The organism is Mesorhizobium sp. M1A.F.Ca.IN.022.07.1.1 (genome assembly GCF_003997575.1).
Lineage (GTDB): Bacteria > Pseudomonadota > Alphaproteobacteria > Rhizobiales > Rhizobiaceae > Mesorhizobium.
On the sequence record NZ_RZST01000095.1, the window covers coordinates 1 to 17,545 of the forward strand.

Below are 17,545 nucleotides of genomic sequence, written 5' to 3' on the forward strand. Positions count from 1 at the left end.
GACGAATGCGGATATGCGCCTCGACCAGGCTGCGCCAGGCGGGATCAGCGACCAGGAACTTGCGCTCGACTTCCTTGCCCATGGCCGCGCACTAAAGCCCGCCCGCAGGAAGATGGCAAGCCGCGTTGGAATTCAATTTGACTTTAATCAATCGAGTGATTAAACGGGTGCAATGAGCAAACAAATGAACGCCAAAGGGCCACAACGCGAAGCCTCTCCCGCCGATCAAACGCGCGCGGCGCTGGTGCAGGCCGCGCTGAAGCTGTTCGGCCGGCAGGGCTTCGACGGCACCTCGACGCGCGAGATCGCGGCCGAGGCCAAGGCCAATATCGGCTCGATCGCCTATCATTTCGGCGGCAAGGAGGGGCTGCGCGCCGCCGCCGCCGACTTCATCGTCGAGACCATCCAGGGGATCGCCGGCCAGGCGCTCGGCGCACCCCAGCCGGCGGCCCCTTCGAGCCCGGAAGCCGCCCGGGCGCAGCTCTTTGCCGCGCTGGCGCGGATGGTCGGCTTTGTCGTGGCAAGTCCCCAGGCCGGCGAGATCGTACAATTCGTACTGCGCGAGCTCTCACACCCGACGGCGGCGCTCGACCGCATTTATGCCGGCGTGTTCGAACCGACGCATCGCCGGCTGTGCCAGATCTGGGAGCAGGCGACCGGCGAACCGGCCGAGAGCGAGGCCACCAGGCTCACCGTGTTCACCATCATCGGGCAGGTCATCTATTTCCGCATCGGACGCGAGGCGGTGATGCGCAGGATGGGCTGGCGCGAGATCGGCGACAAGGAGGCCGCCAAGGTCGTGGCGGTCGCGACCGACAACCTCAGGGCAATGCTTGCGGCGCGCGACGCAGCCGCCGGCAGGAAGGTCAAATCATGAGCTTACTCTGTTCGCTGCCGCTCGCGGCCCAGCTGTTCGGCGCCTGCGCGCCGGCCGCCCCGCTTGCCGTCGGCTATGTCGAAGGCGAATATGTGCTGCTGGCGCCGATCGAAGTCGCGCAGGTCGAGACCGTGACGGTCAAGCGCGGCGACCGTGTCGAGTCGGGCGCGCCGGTGGTGACGCTGGAAAGCGCCGATGCCAAGATCGCCGTGGCGCAAGCCCAGGCCGCGCTCGCCCAAGCGCAGGCGCAGCTTGCCGACCTCAAGGTGGGCAAGCGGCCGGAAGAGATCGCCGTGCTCAAGGCGCAGGTGGACATGGCGAAGGCGCAGGCTGCCGACGCCAAACGCAAATATGACCGCGCCAGCGATCTCTACAAGCGCGGCACCGGCACCCAGGCCGATTATGACACGGCCTCGGCTTCGCTGGAGACCGCCAACGCGCAGGTCGGCCAGGCGGAGGCGAACCTTGCCGTCGGCGGCCTGCCGGCGCGGGCCGAAACGATCAGAGCTGCCGAGAACCAGGTCAAGCAGGCGCAATCGGAATTGGGGCAAGCCGAGTGGCGCCTGTCCAAGCGCGTGCTGGCGGCGCCTTCGCCCGGCCGCATCGACGACGTGATCCGCAATCCCGGCGATACGGCCGGACCGACCGCGCCGGTGATCTCGATGCTGCCCGACGGCGCGGTAAAACTCAGCGTCTATGTGCCGGAGACGGCCTTCTCCTCGGTCAAGGTCGGCACCCTGCTCAGCGTCCGTTGCGACGGCTGCGGGCCGGATTTGAAGGCACGCGTCAGCTATGTGTCGCCCGATCCCGAGTTCACCCCGCCGGTGATCTACTCGCTCGAGAACCGGCAGAAGCTGGTCTATCTCGTCGAGGCGCGGCCGGAGGGCGATGCCCATCCGCTGCAGCCCGGCCAGATCGTCGATGTCGACCTGGCGGATATTGACAGATGAACGTCATCGACGTCCGTGGGTTGGTCAAGCGCTTCGGCGACAAGACCGTCGTCGACCATGTCACGATGGCGGTCGCCGAGGGCGAGATCGTCGGTTTCCTCGGGCCGAACGGCTCGGGCAAGACGACGACCATCCGCATCATGTGCGGGCTTTTGACGCCGGATGCGGGCGAGGGCACGGTGCTCGGCTTCGACATCCTTACCGACGCGCTCAAGATCAAACGCGAAGTCGGGTACATGACGCAGAAATTCTCGTTCTACGAGGATCTGACGATCGGCGAGAATCTCGAATTCGTGGCGCGGCTCTACCAGCTGAAGCCGGTCGAGGAGTATGTCTCGCAAACGCTGCAGGAACTCGGCCTGACGACGCGCCGCAACCAGCTCGCCGGCACGCTTTCCGGCGGCTGGAAGCAGCGGCTGGCACTCGCTGCCTGCATCATGCACAAGCCGAAGCTGCTGCTGCTCGACGAGCCGACGGCTGGCGTCGACCCGAAGGCGCGGCGCGAGTTCTGGGACGAGATCCACCGCCTGGCCAGCGGCGGGCTCACCGTGCTGGTCTCCACCCATTACATGGACGAGGCCGAGCGCTGCCACCGCATCAGCTACATCTCCTACGGCAAGATGCTGGCCACCGGCGCCGTGGACGAGGTGGTGAGGAATGCCGGCCTTACCACCTTCGTGCTGCAGGGACCGCGGCTCGACCGCGTGGCCGAGGCGCTGCAGGGGCGTCCGGGCGTCGACCAGGTGGCGCCGTTCGGCGCCACGCTGCATGTCGTCGGCTCCGACAAGGCAGCCCTCGAAAAGGCGCTCGCCGATGTCGAGAAGGAGCACAAAGGGGTGACGGTGGCGCCGGGCGAGACCAGCCTGGAAGATGTCTTCATCCAGTTCATGTCCGGCTCGAAGGACAACATGGCATGAGAGATGGCGTGAGAGCGATCTTTTCCTTCTCGAGACTCGGCGCGCTGCTGATCAAGGAATTCATCCAGATGCGGCGCGACCGCATCACCTTCGCCATGATGCTGGGCGTGCCGCTGATACAGCTGGTGCTGTTCGGCTATGCCATCAACAACGACCCGAAGAGCCTGCCGGCAGCACTCGTCGCGACCAGCAGCGATCCCTACACGCGGGCGATGGTCTCGGCGCTGCAGACCACCGGCTACTATCGCTTCGACCATGTGGCGCAAAGTGCGTCGCAAGCCGAGTTCCTGATGTCGCGCGGCGATGTCGCCTTCGTCGTCACCATCCCGGCCGATTTCGCGCGACGGGTGGAGCGCGGCGACAATCCGCAGATCCTGATCGAGGCGGACGCCACCGATCCGGCGGTGGCGAGCGGTGCCATCTCGACGCTGAGCACCGTCGCCGGCCAAGCGCTGCTGAGAGCGCAAGGCATGCAGGAAGCGGCGAAGGAGGCGGCGCGCGGCCAGCTCGATGTCGTCGTGCACCGGCGCTACAATCCGGAAGGCATCTCGCAATACAACATCGTTCCCGGCCTGCTCGGCGTCATCCTGCAGATGACCATGGTGATGATGACCTCGATCGCGCTGACGCGCGAGACCGAGCGCGGCACGATGGAAAACCTTTTGGCCATGCCGTCCAGCCCGCTCGAGATCATGCTGGGCAAGGTGCTGCCTTACCTGGTGGTCGGCGCGGTGCAGGTGGTGGTGGTGCTGGCAGCGGCGAAGCTCCTGTTTTCCATTCCCTTCATGGGATCGCTGTCTCTCCTGCTCTCGGCGGTGCTGGTTTTCGTGCTGGCGCTGGTGCTGCTTGGCTATACGATTTCGACGATCGCGCGCACGCAGATGCAGGCGCTGCAGCTCACCTTCTTCTTCTTCCTGCCCTCGATCATGCTGTCGGGCTTCATGTTCCCCTATCGCGGCATGCCGGGCTGGGCCCAGATCCTTGGCGAGATCTTTCCGCTGACGCATTTTTTGCGCATCACCCGCGCCGTCATGCTGAAGAGCGCGGAACTGCCGGCTGTGGCGACCGAGATCGGCTGGCTGGTGGTGTTCGTGGCGTTGTTTGCCGGCGTTGCGCTGGTGCGGTTCCGGCGGACGCTGGATTGAGCGGCGACTGACCGATCAGGCCGCCGCCGCCATGATCTCCGCGTAGGTGCCGAAATCGACATTGCCGCCGGAAAGCACCACCGCCACGCATTTGCCGGCGAGATCGATCTCGCCGGACGCGAGCGCCGCGAGCGCAACGCAGCCGCCGGGCTCGACCACCAGCTTCAAGTACGCCATGGCGTCGCGCATGGCTTGCGCCGTGGCCTTGTCCGAGACGGCGATGGCGCCGGCGAGGTTTTTGCGGTTGATCTCGAAGGTGATGGCACCGGGCTCGGCGGTCAGGATCGCATCGCAAATAGAGGTGTGGCCGGGCTCATTCGAGACCCGGTCACCCTTGGCGAGCGAGCGGCGCGTGTCGTCGAAATGCTCCGGCTCGACCGCCCAGACTTGCGTCTGTGCCGAGGCGTCCTTCACCGCGACGGAAATGCCGCTCGACAGACCCCCGCCGCCGCAGGGCACGACAATTGCGTCCAGGCTGACGCCCAGCGCCTTCGCTTGGCGCACCAGCTCCAGCCCGATGGTGCCCTGGCCGGCAATGATGGCCGGATCGTCGAAGGGCGGCACCAGCGCCATGCCCTTCTCGATATAGGGGCGAACGATGGTCATGCGGTCGTCCTTGAAGCGGTCGAAAGGCACCACCTCGGCGCCCATCTTGCGCACATTGCCGACCTTGAGCGCCGGCGCGTCCGCGGGCATGGCAATGACCGCCCTGACGCCGAACATGGCGGCCGAAGCGGCGACGCCCTGCGCGTGATTGCCGGACGAAAAGGCGACGACGCCGCGGCTGCGCTCTTCTTCGCTTAAGCACGACAATTTGTTGTAGGCGCCGCGGATCTTGAAGGAACCGGTGCGCTGCAGCGTCTCCGGCTTGAACAGGATGCGGCCGCCATAGCGCTTGTTGAGCTCCGGCGATTCGATCAGCGGCGTTTCGACGATCAGCCCGGAAAGCCTGGCGGCAGCGACGTGGATGTCGGAGATGCCGGGGAGGGCGGTCATGGTGGGCCTCGTGAGAATGATGCACATATGCTGCACGGAAAATGCCGCGGCGCGCCAACGAAAAAATGTGATGGAGACAATATTGGCGATGATAGCGTCGACGGCCGTCACCTTCGTCAGTCTCAGGCGGAGCAAGGAGCGAGGCGACGCGGGAATCCATGTCGGCACCTTCGCGATGCGGGCAGCCGAAGCAGAACGGACACTCTTCGCAGGGTCCTCCAGAGCGCGCTCTCGCTTCTGCATTCCGTGATAGCGCTCGCGGCATGATCCTCGGGTCAAGCCCGAGGATGACGAAGCGAAGGGCGGCCGCTGCTCACCCCAGCAGCGCGCGCGTCCGCTTCTTGCCGCCGAGCTTGCGCCAGCTGTTGAAACGATGCGTGGCGGCAGCAAAAGAGATCTTCATCTGCTGGGCGACCGTGTAGCGCGACTTGCCGTCGTCGAACATGCGGTAGCAGCATTCGACGCCTTCCTCGGTCAGCTTGCCGTCCAGCGTCTTGTTGTGCGGATTGGCGGGGTCGAATTTTTCGGCCTGCTGCTCGACCAGGCCTTTGAGCCGCTGCAGGTCGGCCTCGATGCTGGCGATGAGATCGAGAACCGGCTTTGGATCGAATGCGTGCGGGGGCTTCTTGTCCGTCATCCCGTGTTTCCTTCGTTTTTGGCTAATGCGTTCCATATAGGTGAACATTCGGCAATAATGAAGGGTGCGAGCGGAAAGCTGGATCGACGAATTCTGCCTGTCCCGCGGCGTTCGCGATTGACCCTCGGCAAACGATTCCCTAGTTTAGAATCGTTCTAAACTAGGGTGATTTTCTCATGCTTTCCCGTGTTTTCGGCTTTGGCCGCCGCTCCTTCGATTCGCTGTCGGAGCAGGAAATCCTGGCGCTGGCGATTTCGTCGGAGGAGGACGACGGACGCATCTACCGGGCCTATGCCGACGGGCTGGCACAAGAGTTTCCACAATCGGCCAAGGTGTTCGAGGCCATGGCGGAGGAGGAAGACGGCCACCGCGATTCCCTCATCGAGCTTCACCGCAAGCGCTTCGGCGAGCGCATCCCGCTGATCCGGCGCGAGCATGTGCGAGGCTACTACGAACGCAAGCCCGACTGGCTGGTGCGGCCGCTCGGCATCGAGCATGTGCGCCGTCAGGCCGAGGACATGGAGCGGCAGGCTTATCGCTTCTATGTCGAGGCGGCCAAGCGCACCACCGATGCGTCGACCCGGAAGCTGCTCGACGAATTGGCGGCGGCGGAACTCGGCCACGAGAACTCCGCGCATGAACTCGAACAGGAGCACGTCCCGGGCGAGGTAAAGGAGGAGGAAGCGACAACCGAGCAGCGCCAGTTCATCCTCACCTATGTGCAGCCGGGGCTGGCCGGGCTGATGGACGGGTCGGTGTCGACCCTGGCGCCGATCTTCGCCGCCGCCTTCGCCACCCATGCAACCTTCCAGACCTTCCTCGTCGGCCTCGCCGCCTCGATCGGCGCCGGCATCTCGATGGGCTTCACCGAGGTGGCTTCCGACGACGGCAAACTTTCGGGGCGCGGCTCGCCGGTGAAGCGGGGGCTCACCGTCGGCATCATGACGACGCTGGGGGGACTCGGCCACGCGCTGCCCTATCTCATTCCCTATTTCTGGACGGCAACGATCGTTGCCGCGATCGTCGTGTTCTTCGAACTGTGGGCGATCGCCTTCATCCAGAACCGCTACATGCAGACGCCGTTCTGGCGCGCCGCCTTCCAGGTGGTGCTGGGCGGCGCGCTGGTGTTCGGAGCGGGTGTGCTGATCGGCAATGCGTGAGGGCCGACCCACCTTCTCCCCTTGCGGGAGAAGGTGTCGCCGAAGGCGACGGATGAGGGGTGTTCCAGGGAACGCCGACGTCTCACTCCGCTGGAACACCCCTCAACCGTCTCGGCGCTGCGCGCCGATCCACCTTCTCCCACAAGGGGAGAAGGGAGAGCCGCGTTTCACCCATTCACTATGCGGCTGTCTTCGGGCGCTTCAGCCCTTTCATTTAGCCCGTAATCGCGCACCACATGGGCGATGCGCAGACGATAGCCGGCAAAGATGCCGCCACGGCCGGCCTTCTGCGCCTGCCGGTGCTCCTCGGTGTTGCGCCAGGCCTTGACGGCTTCCTCGTCGCGCCAGAAGGACAGCGAGAGCACGCGCCTCGGATCGGTCAGGCTCTGGAAGCGCTCGACCGAGATGAAGCCATCGATGCCGTCGAGCAGGGGCTTGAGCTCGGCGGCGATGCCAAGATAGGCGTCACGTTTTCCCTCCGCCGGCTCGACTTCGAAGATGACGGCGATCATGCCTCTATCCCTTCTTTGACCGTTACGTCGGTGCGAAAGACCTGCCTCGGGCCATGCGGTGCCGAGACCAGTTTCAGGAAGATCCGGTCTTCCTTGAGAATGAATTTCTCGCGCCGCGCGAACTCATAGTTTGCCTTGCCGGCCGGGTCGGCGGCAAGCCGCGCGCGATAGGCTTCGTAGGCCGCGAGGTTCTCGATGTTGTAGGCCGCGTAAGCCGTGGTGGCCGAACCCTCATGCGGCGCGAAATAGCCGATCAGCTCGGCGCCGCAGCGCGGAATGGCCTGACCCCAGGCGCGCGCATATTGCTCGAACGCGGCCTTGCCGAAAGGGTCGATCTCGTAGCGGATGAAGCAGGTGACGGTCATTTCGGTCTCCTCGTCGATTGGCTTACTGGGTCGGTGGGCTTGCTGGCGGCGACGGTTCGACCACGGTCGAAACATCGCTTCACCGGCTGTGCTAGACGTTCTGGTGTCAGCAGCGTTTGCCGAGCTCCTTGATCTCGCCTGAGAATAGCGCTTCCCTCACGGGAATGCTTCGATGAGGATCGAACTATGCGTGAAGGACCCGATATCGCCCGCATCGCCAGCCTGGTCGGCGACCCGGCCCGCGCCAACATGCTCAACGCGCTGATGGGCGGCACGGCGCTGACCGCGTCGGAGCTGGCGCTTGAAGCCGGCGTGTCGCTGCCCACCGCGTCCTCGCATCTGTCCAAGCTGATGGACGGCGGGTTGCTGACGCTGGCGAGCCAGGGCCGGCATCGCTACTACGGCCTTGCCGGCCCGCAGGTGGCGGGCATGCTCGAGGCGATCATCGGCGTCGCCGAGGCGGTCGGCCCGAAGCGGGTGCGGCCCGGCCCGCGCGACGCGGCCATGCGCGTGGCGCGGGTGTGCTACGACCATCTTGCCGGCGAGCAGGCGGTGGCGATGCTCGACCGTCTGGTCGACCGGAAGCTGCTGCTGCGCCAGGAGAACGAGATCAGGCTGTCGCCGTCAGCCAATTCGCATTTCGCCGCGCTCGGCATCGAGATCGACAGCAAAGCGAAGCGGCCGATCTGCCGCGCCTGCCTCGACTGGAGCGTGCGGCGCTCGCATCTGGCCGGCGCGCTGGGCGCCGCCATCCTCGACAAGGTCATCGTCGAAAAATGGGCGCGGCGCGACAAGGACAGCCGCGCCGTGGTGTTCTCGCCGAAGGGCAAGCAGGAGTTCGAGAGGGTATTTCTGGCGTGACGGACTGGCCGGCTCGGCTGTTGGCTAAGCCCGCTTGAGCGGTTTGCCCAGCTTGAAGAAATCCGCCCACGGATCGGCCTTCTTCAGCTGCTTTAGCGTCGTGGCGTCGCCGAGCGGAAACGCATTGGGCGGCAGGCCCTTCTCGATCTCCGGCCAGGTCACCGGCATCGACACCGTCGCGCCCTTCTTGGCGCGCGAGGAATAGGGCGCGACCGTGGCCGCGCCGCGGCCGTTGCGCAGGTAGTCGACGAAGATCTTGCCGGTGCGCGCCTTCTTCGACAGCGTCGCCGTGTAGCGGTCGGGCGCGGCCTGCTCCAGGGCGCGGGCGAAATCATGGGCGAAGTCCTTCACCTCGTCCCATTCGGCGGAGGGCTTGAGCGGCACCAGCACGTGATAGCCCTTGCCGCCAGACGTCTTGACCAGCGTCGGCAGCGACAGGTCGTTCAGCTTGGCTCGGATATCGAGGGCGGCGGCACGCACCGCCTCGACCCCGATGCCCTCGTCCGGATCGAGGTCGAAGATGATCTGGTCCGGCTTTTCCAGTTCGTCGACGGTCGAGCCCCAGATATGAACCTCGACGACGCCGTATTGGACAAGGGCTGCAAGCCCGTCGAAATCCCTGATGAACAAGATCTCCTCGCCGTCGGTCGGATCGTTCATCCTGGCGATCTTGTCGCTCATGCCCGGTGAGGCATGTTTTTGGAAGAAGCGCTGGCCATGGATGCCGTCGGGCGCCCGCACAAGGCTGAGCGGCCGGTTGACGACGAATGGCTCAATTCGCGGCCAAACCAGGGCGTAGTGATCGAGGAGATCCTGCTTGGAGACCTTTTCGTCGGGCCACAGCAGCTTGTCGGGATGCGACAGCTTCACCGAGGTCTTCGCCGTTCCGGCCGAGGTTTTTGTCTCGGTCCTGCCGCTGCTCGCCTTTGCTCCGCTTTTTGTCTTGCCGTCGGCTTGCTTCGGCTTTTCCTGCACCACGTCCTCCGCCGGCTTGTCCTCGCGCAGCCCCTGGAACGAGGCGTGGCGGATTATATGGTCGGATGTCCAGCTGCGGAACTCCACTTCGCCGACAAGCTCGGGATTGACCCAGACGAGGCCCTTGCCCTTCGGCACGGCGGCAGAAAAAGGCGACTTCGTCGTCTTGAGGCTGTCGAGTTTTTTCTTGAGGTCCGCAGCCACCTTGCCGGAAAAGCCGGTGCCGACGCGGCCGGCATAGTTGAGCTTGCCGCCTTCATGATAGCCGACCAGCAGCGAGCGCAGGCCGCGCCCGGTCTTGTCCGAGGGCAAGTAGCCGCCGATGACGAATTCCTGGCGCAGCGTGCACTTCGACTTGATCCAGGTGAGGCCGCGGCCGCTGCGATAGGGCGCGTCGGCACGTTTCGACACCACGCCTTCGAGACCCATGCGGCAGACATGCTGCAGCATGACGCTGCCTGGTTCCGCAAAATGATCGCTGAAGCGGACGGCGGATTGCTCCGACCGCTCGCCGAGCAGTTCGGCCAGCGCCTGCTTGCGCTCGACCAGCGGCTCGCGGCGAAGGTCCTCGCCATTGAGCCGCATCAGGTCGAAGACGTAGTAGATGAAGCGGTCGGTGCGGCCGGCCGAGAGATCCGCCTGCAGCATGGCGAAGGAGGACACGCCGCTGTCGGCCAACACGACGATCTCGCCGTCGATGATGGCGTCGCGGCATTTCAGTCCGGCAAGCTCGGCCACGACCGGACCTTCGAACTTCTTCGTCCAGTCAAGGCCGGTGCGGGTCAGCAGCCGGACATCGCTGCCGGCGATCTGCGCCTGCATGCGGTAGCCGTCGAACTTCACCTCATGCACCCATTCCTCGCCGGAAGGCGCATTCTTTTCGAGCGTCGCCAGCTGCGGCTCGACGAATTCGAGGCGTGGGGATTTTGCCTTGCCTGCAGCCGGCTTGTTGGAATGCCAGACCCTCGGTTTGGCGCCCTTGGCCGTCTTGCCTTCGCCGATCTCCTCGATGGTCAAGCCCGACTTTACCGATTGCGGCGCCTCTCCAAGTATGTCTTCACCAGGGCGGGCGGCGGCGTCATTGGATTTGATCAGCAGCCAGTTGTCGCGCTTTTCGCGCGGGCGCGGCTTCAGCCTGACCAGATGCCAGCGGCCGTTGAGCTTCTGGCCTTCGAGCTCGAAGTCGATATGGCCCTTCTTCATCCCCTTGGCCGGATCGCCGTCGGGGATCCACCGGCCTTCGTCCCAGACGAGGACGGAACCGCCGCCATATTCGCCCTTCGGAATGGTGCCCTCGAAAGACGCATAGTCGATCGGGTGGTCCTCGACATGCACCGCCAGCCGCCTCTCGTGCGGGTCGAGACTCGGTCCGCGCGTGACCGCCCAGCTCCACAACACGCCATCATGCTCGAGCCGAAAGTCATAGTGGAGCCGCGTCGCGGCATGCTTCTGGACAACGAAGATGCCGCCGGCGTCGGTCTTCTTGCTGGGCGCGAGCTGGCCGGCCGGCTCCGAGGTTTTCCGGAAATCGCGCTTGGCGTGGTATTGCTCGAGGCCGGCCATGACATCGTGCTCCTATGCGGATCTGCGCCTGGACGTAGACGCCACGGCGACCTCCCTGGCAGGCGGGTGCCATCGCAACGGCCAAGGCTCCGCTTCGGTTCCGGGCAGGCGAAAGCCGGCGGCTGTCCGCCGGCCTTTCGGGCTCACAACTAGCTATTCGGCAGCCTGCAGGTTGACCTTGCTTTCCGCGATCTCGGTGAGCTTGCGATCGGTCGCCTCTTCTTCCTTGAGGTTCTTGGCCAGCACATTGGCGCAGTCGCTGCGGCCGAGCTGCTTGGCCCAGGCGATCAGCGTGCCGTAGCGCGTTATCTCGTAATGCTCGACGGCCTGAGCCGAGGCGATCAGCGCGGCATCGAGGACCTCCTTGTCCTCCACGTCGCCGCTCACGTCGTCAGCCTCCTCGAGGATGCCGTCGATGGCGGGGCAGTTGACGGTCTTGGCCTTGACGCCATGCAGCTCGAATACCTGCTCGACCCGTTCGATGTGGCCCTTGGTCTGCGCGAGATGCTTCTCGAAACCGGCTTTCAATTGCGAATCCGTCGCCTTGTCGATCATCTTCGGCAGCGATTTCTCGATCTGTTTTTCGGCATAATAGATGTCGCGCAGCGTGTGGACGAAGAGGTCGTCCAGCGTCTTGATGTCCTTCGAAAAGAAACCCATGGCGGTTGCCTTCCATGTCTGGTGTTGTCTGGAAGTTGCGCGGCCGGTCCGCCGCCAACGCGGCCGGGTTCGGCCCCGGCCTTGATCGATCAACGTCACCGCGCAGGGCAGGTTCCTGCCGGCGGACGACGCCGCACGGAAATTTCAAGCCACCTTCGATGCGTGAAACAGAAGCGCGCCCAAGCGACATAGAGACGAAACATATGTGATGCAAAAGTCACACGAGCCGGAAACGCGACAAAAGGCGTGGAAAGACCGCGAATCAGCCGCATTCCGGCCACGATGCAACGCGTTTCGGACCAGAAATTAACATGGCGTTCACCGACTATTCACGCCTCGAGGCTATGATCCCCGCAATTCGGAAGGGACATCCGAAAACGGGACAGGGACAGGGAAAATGAACTTCTGGAACCACATCGCCGGCTATGCCGCCGCCATCCGCGAATTCGTCGCGCCGACCTATCGGCCCGAGCGCTATTACATGCGCGGCCCGGGCCCGGCCTGCGCACGCCGCGGCAACCAGCTCGGCATCGGCACGCACTGACCACGATGCTCGACAGCCGCCACAACAGCCGGATCTGCAAGCCGGTCGCCGACACCCGCGCCACGACCTATCGTGACGAGCGCCCCGCCGTCATCGACGGCAGGCGTGCGACAACGCCGCGACTTTGACGCCGCCGCCGGCTGGCTTAGTGTCCCCCTAGCTTAGTGCCTAGGGGCACAAGCAGCCGGGGCCGACATGACCGACCTGTCCGAACAGAAACGTCCCCTCCTCCCAGGCCAAGCTTACGATGCCCGCCAGCCGCTGCTCGTGTTCGACGGCGTCTGTGTGTTCTGCTCGGGCTTCGTCCAGATCGTCCTCAAGATCGACCGGAACAAACGCTTCCGCTTGGCCACCGCGCAATCGCCGCTCGGCGAGGCGCTGTTTCGTGAGCACGGCCTGCCGACCGAGGATTACGACAGCAACCTCGCCATCATCGACGGCGCCGCCTTCACGAAGCTCGACAGTTTCGTCGCCGTCATGGCGGCGCTCGGCTGGCCGTGGCGCGCCGCGAGATTGCTGCTCGTCCTGCCGCGGCCGCTGCGCGACTGGCTGTACGACCGCATCGCCAAGAACCGCTATGCGCTGTTCGGCCGCAAAGACAGCTGCGAGATCCCCTCCGCCGAGCTGCGGCAGCGGCTGATCAGTTGAGATCGGAGGGTCGGATGAAGCTTCTGATTGTCGGCGGTTACGGCACCTTCGGCGGACGCATCGTGCAGTTGCTGGAGAGCGAGCCGCGTCTGACCTTGCTCGTCGCCGGCCGCTCGCTCGCCAGGCCGAGGCCTATTGCAAAGGACGAGGCGGTACCAAGGCCAGGCTCGTGCCGGTGATTTTCGATCGCGACGCGGATTTTATCGCGGCTGGCTCGAACCGGCGCAGGCTTCGAGCGCGACCGTATCCCCGGCCGTCCCGCCAAGCTCGCGACAGCCCTTGGCCGTGCACAAGGTCCAGCCTCCCCCGGTTGCGCCGGAGGCCGCGAGCACCAGCCGCAGCTGTGGCCCGATCCGTGGCGCATAGACCCACCATCCGTCCCGCAGCACCGAGCCTTCCGGCGGCTCCATGCCGGCGCCGGAGCCCTTGACGCGCGCTTCGACGACGCGCAGGCCTGCCGGCGTCACCTTCCAATCCTCTTGCCAGCGCGTCCGTTCCACCGAATGCGTCCAGGACAAGGTAAAGGCGGCAACGGCAAGCGTCACCGTCTTGCCGGCTGCGAGGATGCACAGGCTCATGCAGGGCCGGCCGCGGATGCCTGGCGCGCGCGCCAGCAGTGCCAGCCGATCCAGAGCAGCGCCAGCGCCCAGCCGGTTTCGTCGGTGAGCGGCAGCGCCGCCACCAGCAGCACGCCGGCGGCGAAGGCGACCAAGCGCTCCCACCAGGCCATGCGGCGAGCGAGGAAGCCGACGGCGGCGGCGCCCCAGAGCACGATGCCCATGCAGGCTTTGGCGACGACGTAGGCGACCTCGACCGGATAGCCGAACGAAGCCGCGATCGGGCCTGCATCCTGCAGCATCAGCGCCGGCGTGTAGACGGCCATGAACGGCACGACGAAGCCGGCGATGGCGAGCTTCGTCGCCTGAATGCCGATCTTCAGCCCGCTTTCCCTGGCCATGGGCGCCGCGGCGAAAGCGGCGAGCGCCACCGGTGGGGTGAGATCAGCCATGATGCCGAAATAGAAGACGAACATGTGGCTGACGATGAGCGGCACGCCGAGCGACAGCAGCGCCGGGCCGGCGAGCGAGGAGGTGATGATGTAGTTGGGGATGGTGGGGATGCCCATGCCGAGCACCAGGCAGGTGAGCATGGTGAGCAGCAGCGACAGGAACAGATTGTTCTCGCCGATGGAGATGATCCAGCCGATGAAGGTCGAAGCGATGCCGGTCAGCGTCAGCGTGCCGATGACGATGCCGACGATGGCGCAGGCGATGCCGACCGGCAGCGCGTTCTTCGCCCCTTCGGCAAGCGATTCGACGCAGATGCGCAGCGTCTCGCGACCGCCCTTGAAAGTGACGCAGGCGACAACGAGCGCCGCGATGACGAGGCCGAGGATGTTGACGCCGAAGCGCATGAAGGAGGCGGCGGCAAGGCCGAGCGCCAGCCAGAAGACGACGCGGAAGGCGAACGGTCCGATCAGCGCCGCCAGCGGCGTGCCGAGGATCAGCACGATGGTCAGCGCCAGGCCCATGGTGCCGGCGAAGATCGGCGTATAGCCGGCGAAGAGCAGGTAAACCAGCACGGCAAGCGGCAGCACCAGCGGCCAGTGCTGCCGCACCGCATCCCAGGGATTGGGCAGCTCAGACTTGGCCATGCCGTGCAGGCCGGCCTTGCCCGCCTCCAGATGCACCTGCCAGAAACAGGCGCCGAAATAGAGCAACGCCGGAATGATCGCCGCCTTCACCACCTCGGCGTAAGGGACGTTCAGCGTCTCGGCCATGATGAAGGCGACCGCGCCCATCACCGGCGGCATGATCTGGCCGCCCATCGAGGACGTTGCCTCGACGGCGCCGGCGAAGGCCGAGCGGAAGCCGAAGCGCTTCATCAGCGGAATGGTGAACTGGCCGCTCGCCACGACATTGGCGACGCCCGAACCGGAGATGGTGCCCATCAACGCCGAGGAGAGCACGCAGACCTGGGCCGGACCGCCGCGCCAGGAGCCGACCAGGCCAAGCGCGAAATCGTTGAACAGCGCGATCATGCCGGCGCGTTCGAGGAAGGCGGCGAAGACGACGAAGATGAAGATGTAAGCCGCCGAGACATAGACCGGCGTGCCGTATATGCCTTCGGTGCCGAAGGCGAAGGTGTCGACGAGCTGGGCGAAATCGTAGCCGCGATGGATGAAGGGCGGCGGCAGGTGATTGCCGACGAAGCAATAGGCGAGGAAGATGAAGGCGATCACCGCGAGCGGCAGCCCCATCAGCCGCCTTGCCGCTTCGAAGACGAGCACCACCAGCAGCGTGCCGACGATCAGGTCCGGCGTGGTGAGGAAGCCGGAGCGGCGGATGAGGTCGGCGTAGAAGACCCAGTTGTAGAGGCCGGTGCCGAAGCCGAGCGCGCCGAGCGTCCAGAACGCGGCCTTCGCCGCTACGCCGGTGGCGCGCAGGTTGGCGATCAGGCCGAAGCCGAGCAGCAGCAGGAAGCCGACATGCATGGCGCGCACCACCTGGCTGGGCAGGCTGCCATAGGCGGCGATGTAGATCTGGAAAACGGAGAAGGCGACGGCAAGCAGGAAGGCCGCCTTGCCGGCGATGCCGCCGCCGAAGCCAGGCGGCAGGCCTTCGACCTGTTCTTCGGCGACAGGGAGATGAAAAGTGGTCGAATTGCCGTCGGTCGTTGTTCCAGACGTTGCTTTGCTCATCCGACGCGCTCCATAGCAGACTGCCGCGCCATCCTCGCTTACTTGATCAGCCCTTTTTCCTTGTAATATTTCTCCGCGCCGGGATGCAGCGGCACCGGCATGCCGTCCAGCGCCTTGGCCGGATCGATCGCCTTGGCGGCGGCATGGGCGGCGGCGAGCTGGTCGAGATGCTCGAACATCAGCTTGGTCATCTGATAGGCGGTCTCGTCGGAAACATCGGCCCGGGTGACAAGGAAATTGCCGACCGCGGCGGTGGCGACATCCTCGGTCTGGCCCTCATAGGTGCCCTTGGGAATGATCACCGAAAGATAGGGCGAGCCGATCTTGGCGACGTCCTCGGCCGGCACGGCGACGACGTTGATCGGCACCGAAGTTGCGAGATCGCGGATCGAGGCGACGCCCAGGCCCGCCGATTGCAGCGTGGCGTCGAGCTGCCGGTTCTTGATCAACTCGACCGACTCTGCGAATGGCAGGTACTCGACCCGTCCAAGATCCTCATATTTCAGCCCGGCGGCAGCGAAGATGGCGCGGGCGTTGAGCTCGGTGCCGGAGGCGGGCGCGCCGACCGACAGGCTCTTGCCCTTGAGGTCGGCGAGGGTCTTGATGCCGGACTCCTTGCTGGCGACGATCTGAATATAGTTCGGATAGATGGCGGCTATGCCGCGCAGCTTGTCGAGCTTGCCGGGGAAGCCGGCTTCGGTGTTGCCTTCGGCGGCGAGCTTGACGGAATCGCCGAGCGCGAAGGCGATCTCGCCCTTGCCCTGCTGCAGCAGGTTGAGGTTCTCGACCGATGCCTTGGTTGCCTGCACCTGAGTGCGGGCGCCTTCGATGCCCTTGCCGTAGATTTCCGACAGCGCGACGCCGAGGGGATAGTAGACGCCCGACGTGCCGCCGGTCAGCACGGTGATGAATTCCTGTGCCCCGGCCGACATGGCGCCGAGGCCGAGCGACAATGCCAAAGCGCCGGCGGCAACAAATTTCGTCCTGAAATCGAGCATTTTGTTTCCTCCTCCTGATGGTCGCGCCGCGCCGCCTCTGCCGGCGCGAAGCTGGGAGTTTAGACAGGAGACGCCAAATGCCAACCCGCAATTGCAGCCATTAGACGAACGATCGAGGGGTGGCGAAAGCGTCGGCTTGCGCTCGATTGCTTTGGAGGCGAAAGATTTTCGCGGCGCCTGTCGAAATCGGCCGTGGCCGCACGACATAGGTCGGCCCGCGACGACGCGGCCTTCGAGAAAACGGAGAAGACCATGCGATACATGCTTTTGATCTACAATGACGAAGCGGCAATGGCGAATGCGCCGCGCGACAAGACCGAACAGACGCTTGCCGCCTACGGTGCCTATACCGAAGCCTTGAAGAAGTCCGGCGCGTACCTCGCCGGCGAAAGGCTGCGTCCGACCCAGGCGGCCACTTCGATACGGCTCGCCGACGGCAAGACCAATGTGCTCGACGGTCCCTATGCCGACACAAAGGAACAGCTTGCCGGCTTCTACATGATCGAAGCGACCGACATCGACACCGCTATGGAATGGGGCGCGCGCTGCCCGGCAGCCAGCACCGGCACGGTCGAGGTGCGGCCGATCTGGGAAATGACCGACTACCGGTCCTAGCAATATGGACAAGCGCCCGGAGACGGCGCGGGCGGCGGCCGAGGCGGCCGCCCGGCAGAGCTACGGCAAGCTGGTTGCCTATCTCGCTGCTCGCATGCGCGACGTTGCCGGCGCCGAGGACGCGTTGGCCGACGCGTTCGCCGCCGCACTGGAGCGCTGGCCGAAGAGCGGCGTGCCCGAAAAGCCGGAGGCCTGGCTGCTGGCTGTGGCGCGCCGCCGCGACGTCGACGCCGTGCGGCGGCGGCTGACCGGCGAGGCGGCCCGCGGCCACCTGCAGCTGATTGCCGAAGAGGCGGAGGCGCGCATGACGCACGAGGATTTGCCCGACGAGCGGCTGAGGCTGATGTTTGCCTGCGCACATCCGGCGATCGAGGCCAGCGTACGCGCGCCGCTGATCCTGCAGACCGTGCTTGGCTTCGAC

Annotated in this window: 20 protein-coding genes; 11 read left to right on the forward strand and 9 right to left on the reverse strand. The window is 65.2% G+C overall.

Going from position 1 to position 17,545, the window contains the following annotated elements:
* Positions 1-172 precede the first annotated feature (172 nt).
* From EOA75_RS13370 to EOA75_RS13385, 4 genes are read left to right on the forward strand one after another with little or no spacing between them, the layout of a single operon-like run.
* Positions 173-877: a DUF1956 domain-containing protein gene (locus EOA75_RS13370; RefSeq protein ID WP_127324409.1), complete on the forward strand. Its 705-nt coding sequence runs from the start codon at positions 173-175 to the stop codon at positions 875-877.
* Entirely contained in the window at positions 874-1,827 is a 954-nt protein-coding gene (locus EOA75_RS13375) for an HlyD family efflux transporter periplasmic adaptor subunit (RefSeq protein WP_095799517.1), read from the forward strand. Before EOA75_RS13370 ends, EOA75_RS13375 begins: the two co-directional genes overlap by 4 nt.
* On the forward strand, positions 1,824-2,744 hold the full coding sequence (locus tag EOA75_RS13380; protein WP_127324410.1) for an ABC transporter ATP-binding protein: 921 nt from the start codon (positions 1,824-1,826) through the stop codon (positions 2,742-2,744). Before EOA75_RS13375 ends, EOA75_RS13380 begins: the two co-directional genes overlap by 4 nt.
* 8 nt (positions 2,745-2,752) lie before the next feature.
* Positions 2,753-3,889, forward strand: coding sequence for an ABC transporter permease (locus EOA75_RS13385; RefSeq protein ID WP_067003310.1), 1,137 nt, complete (start codon positions 2,753-2,755; stop codon positions 3,887-3,889).
* A gap of 15 nt (positions 3,890-3,904) precedes the next feature.
* Here EOA75_RS13385 and EOA75_RS13390 read toward each other — a convergent pair whose 3' ends face one another.
* Positions 3,905-4,885, reverse strand: a complete 981-nt coding sequence (locus EOA75_RS13390; RefSeq protein ID WP_095825199.1) for a threonine/serine dehydratase — start codon at positions 4,883-4,885, stop codon at positions 3,905-3,907.
* Positions 4,886-5,198: 313 nt separating this feature from the next.
* A complete protein-coding gene (locus EOA75_RS13395; RefSeq protein ID WP_067003166.1) occupies positions 5,199-5,522 on the reverse strand; it encodes a hypothetical protein in 324 nt (107 codons plus the stop codon).
* 176 nt (positions 5,523-5,698) lie between these two features.
* On the opposite strand from EOA75_RS13395, the gene mbfA reads away from it, so the two are divergent.
* Positions 5,699-6,682, forward strand: coding sequence for an iron exporter MbfA (gene mbfA, locus EOA75_RS13400; protein ID WP_067003167.1), 984 nt, complete (start codon positions 5,699-5,701; stop codon positions 6,680-6,682).
* Between the two features lie 167 nt (positions 6,683-6,849).
* Here the strand turns inward: mbfA and EOA75_RS13410 are convergent, their stop codons facing one another.
* Both EOA75_RS13410 and EOA75_RS13415 read right to left on the reverse strand, forming a co-directional pair.
* Positions 6,850-7,194: an antibiotic biosynthesis monooxygenase gene (locus EOA75_RS13410; RefSeq protein ID WP_067003170.1), complete on the reverse strand. Its 345-nt coding sequence runs from the start codon at positions 7,192-7,194 to the stop codon at positions 6,850-6,852.
* Positions 7,191-7,559 (reverse strand): NIPSNAP family protein, encoded by a 369-nt coding sequence (locus EOA75_RS13415; protein WP_067003171.1) that lies wholly within the window; start codon positions 7,557-7,559, stop codon positions 7,191-7,193. Before EOA75_RS13415 ends, EOA75_RS13410 begins: the two co-directional genes overlap by 4 nt.
* A gap of 186 nt (positions 7,560-7,745) precedes the next feature.
* Here EOA75_RS13415 and EOA75_RS13420 point away from each other — a divergent pair, with 186 nt between their 5' ends.
* Positions 7,746-8,420, forward strand: coding sequence for a winged helix-turn-helix domain-containing protein (locus EOA75_RS13420; protein WP_127324411.1), 675 nt, complete (start codon positions 7,746-7,748; stop codon positions 8,418-8,420).
* Positions 8,421-8,444: 24 nt separating this feature from the next.
* Here EOA75_RS13420 and ligD read toward each other — a convergent pair whose 3' ends face one another.
* Both ligD and EOA75_RS13430 read right to left on the reverse strand, forming a co-directional pair.
* A complete protein-coding gene (ligD, locus tag EOA75_RS13425) occupies positions 8,445-10,958 on the reverse strand; it encodes a DNA ligase D (RefSeq protein ID WP_127324412.1) in 2,514 nt (837 codons plus the stop codon).
* Positions 10,959-11,111: 153 nt separating this feature from the next.
* Positions 11,112-11,618: a ferritin-like domain-containing protein gene (locus tag EOA75_RS13430; RefSeq protein WP_067003177.1), complete on the reverse strand. Its 507-nt coding sequence runs from the start codon at positions 11,616-11,618 to the stop codon at positions 11,112-11,114.
* A gap of 397 nt (positions 11,619-12,015) precedes the next feature.
* On the opposite strand from EOA75_RS13430, the gene EOA75_RS13435 reads away from it, so the two are divergent.
* From EOA75_RS13435 to EOA75_RS34010, 3 genes are all read left to right on the forward strand, one after another.
* Positions 12,016-12,162, forward strand: a complete 147-nt coding sequence (locus EOA75_RS13435; RefSeq protein WP_082953820.1) for a hypothetical protein — start codon at positions 12,016-12,018, stop codon at positions 12,160-12,162.
* Positions 12,163-12,357: 195 nt separating this feature from the next.
* Positions 12,358-12,810, forward strand: a complete 453-nt coding sequence (locus EOA75_RS13440) for a DCC1-like thiol-disulfide oxidoreductase family protein (RefSeq protein WP_095799522.1) — start codon at positions 12,358-12,360, stop codon at positions 12,808-12,810.
* 14 nt (positions 12,811-12,824) lie between these two features.
* Positions 12,825-12,989, forward strand: a complete 165-nt coding sequence (locus EOA75_RS34010; RefSeq protein ID WP_164747375.1) for a hypothetical protein — start codon at positions 12,825-12,827, stop codon at positions 12,987-12,989.
* A 21-nt stretch (positions 12,990-13,010) separates the two neighbouring features.
* Here EOA75_RS34010 and EOA75_RS13445 read toward each other — a convergent pair whose 3' ends face one another.
* The 3 genes from EOA75_RS13445 to EOA75_RS13455 are packed head-to-tail and all read right to left on the reverse strand — an operon-like array spanning position 13,011 to position 16,509.
* A complete protein-coding gene (locus EOA75_RS13445) occupies positions 13,011-13,388 on the reverse strand; it encodes a DUF1850 domain-containing protein (RefSeq protein ID WP_127324413.1) in 378 nt (125 codons plus the stop codon).
* Positions 13,385-15,511, reverse strand: a complete 2,127-nt coding sequence (locus EOA75_RS13450; RefSeq protein WP_127324414.1) for a TRAP transporter permease — start codon at positions 15,509-15,511, stop codon at positions 13,385-13,387. Before EOA75_RS13450 ends, EOA75_RS13445 begins: the two co-directional genes overlap by 4 nt.
* A 38-nt stretch (positions 15,512-15,549) precedes the next feature.
* Positions 15,550-16,509, reverse strand: a complete 960-nt coding sequence (locus EOA75_RS13455) for a TAXI family TRAP transporter solute-binding subunit (protein WP_067003186.1) — start codon at positions 16,507-16,509, stop codon at positions 15,550-15,552.
* A 252-nt stretch (positions 16,510-16,761) separates the two neighbouring features.
* Here EOA75_RS13455 and EOA75_RS13460 point away from each other — a divergent pair, with 252 nt between their 5' ends.
* Together EOA75_RS13460 and EOA75_RS13465 are read left to right on the forward strand one after the other, a co-directional pair.
* Positions 16,762-17,124, forward strand: a complete 363-nt coding sequence (locus tag EOA75_RS13460) for a YciI family protein (RefSeq protein WP_067003312.1) — start codon at positions 16,762-16,764, stop codon at positions 17,122-17,124.
* A 4-nt stretch (positions 17,125-17,128) separates the two neighbouring features.
* A partial coding sequence (locus EOA75_RS13465) for a sigma factor (RefSeq protein ID WP_281058527.1) occupies positions 17,129-17,545 on the forward strand: 417 nt, incomplete at its 3' end.

What these genes read in the sequence shown, in the direction of transcription:
- EOA75_RS13370 (WP_127324409.1), top strand. Translation starts at nt 173, where the DNA reads ATGAGCAAACAAATGAACGCCAAAGGGCCACAACGCGAAGCCTCTCCC.
- EOA75_RS13375 (WP_095799517.1), top strand. Translation starts at nt 874, where the DNA reads ATGAGCTTACTCTGTTCGCTGCCGCTCGCGGCCCAGCTGTTCGGCGCC.
- EOA75_RS13380 (WP_127324410.1), top strand. Translation starts at nt 1,824, where the DNA reads ATGAACGTCATCGACGTCCGTGGGTTGGTCAAGCGCTTCGGCGACAAG.
- EOA75_RS13390 (WP_095825199.1), bottom strand. Translation starts at nt 4,885, where the DNA reads ATGACCGCCCTCCCCGGCATCTCCGACATCCACGTCGCTGCCGCCAGG.
- EOA75_RS13395 (WP_067003166.1), bottom strand. Translation starts at nt 5,522, where the DNA reads ATGACGGACAAGAAGCCCCCGCACGCATTCGATCCAAAGCCGGTTCTC.
- mbfA (WP_067003167.1), top strand. Translation starts at nt 5,699, where the DNA reads ATGCTTTCCCGTGTTTTCGGCTTTGGCCGCCGCTCCTTCGATTCGCTG.
- EOA75_RS13410 (WP_067003170.1), bottom strand. Translation starts at nt 7,194, where the DNA reads ATGATCGCCGTCATCTTCGAAGTCGAGCCGGCGGAGGGAAAACGTGAC.
- EOA75_RS13415 (WP_067003171.1), bottom strand. Translation starts at nt 7,559, where the DNA reads ATGACCGTCACCTGCTTCATCCGCTACGAGATCGACCCTTTCGGCAAG.
- EOA75_RS13420 (WP_127324411.1), top strand. Translation starts at nt 7,746, where the DNA reads ATGCGTGAAGGACCCGATATCGCCCGCATCGCCAGCCTGGTCGGCGAC.
- ligD (WP_127324412.1), bottom strand. Translation starts at nt 10,958, where the DNA reads ATGGCCGGCCTCGAGCAATACCACGCCAAGCGCGATTTCCGGAAAACC.
- EOA75_RS13430 (WP_067003177.1), bottom strand. Translation starts at nt 11,618, where the DNA reads ATGGGTTTCTTTTCGAAGGACATCAAGACGCTGGACGACCTCTTCGTC.
- EOA75_RS13435 (WP_082953820.1), top strand. Translation starts at nt 12,016, where the DNA reads ATGAACTTCTGGAACCACATCGCCGGCTATGCCGCCGCCATCCGCGAA.
- EOA75_RS13440 (WP_095799522.1), top strand. Translation starts at nt 12,358, where the DNA reads ATGACCGACCTGTCCGAACAGAAACGTCCCCTCCTCCCAGGCCAAGCT.
- EOA75_RS34010 (WP_164747375.1), top strand. Translation starts at nt 12,825, where the DNA reads ATGAAGCTTCTGATTGTCGGCGGTTACGGCACCTTCGGCGGACGCATC.
- EOA75_RS13445 (WP_127324413.1), bottom strand. Translation starts at nt 13,388, where the DNA reads ATGAGCCTGTGCATCCTCGCAGCCGGCAAGACGGTGACGCTTGCCGTT.
- EOA75_RS13450 (WP_127324414.1), bottom strand. Translation starts at nt 15,511, where the DNA reads ATGAGCAAAGCAACGTCTGGAACAACGACCGACGGCAATTCGACCACT.
- EOA75_RS13455 (WP_067003186.1), bottom strand. Translation starts at nt 16,509, where the DNA reads ATGCTCGATTTCAGGACGAAATTTGTTGCCGCCGGCGCTTTGGCATTG.
- EOA75_RS13460 (WP_067003312.1), top strand. Translation starts at nt 16,762, where the DNA reads ATGCGATACATGCTTTTGATCTACAATGACGAAGCGGCAATGGCGAAT.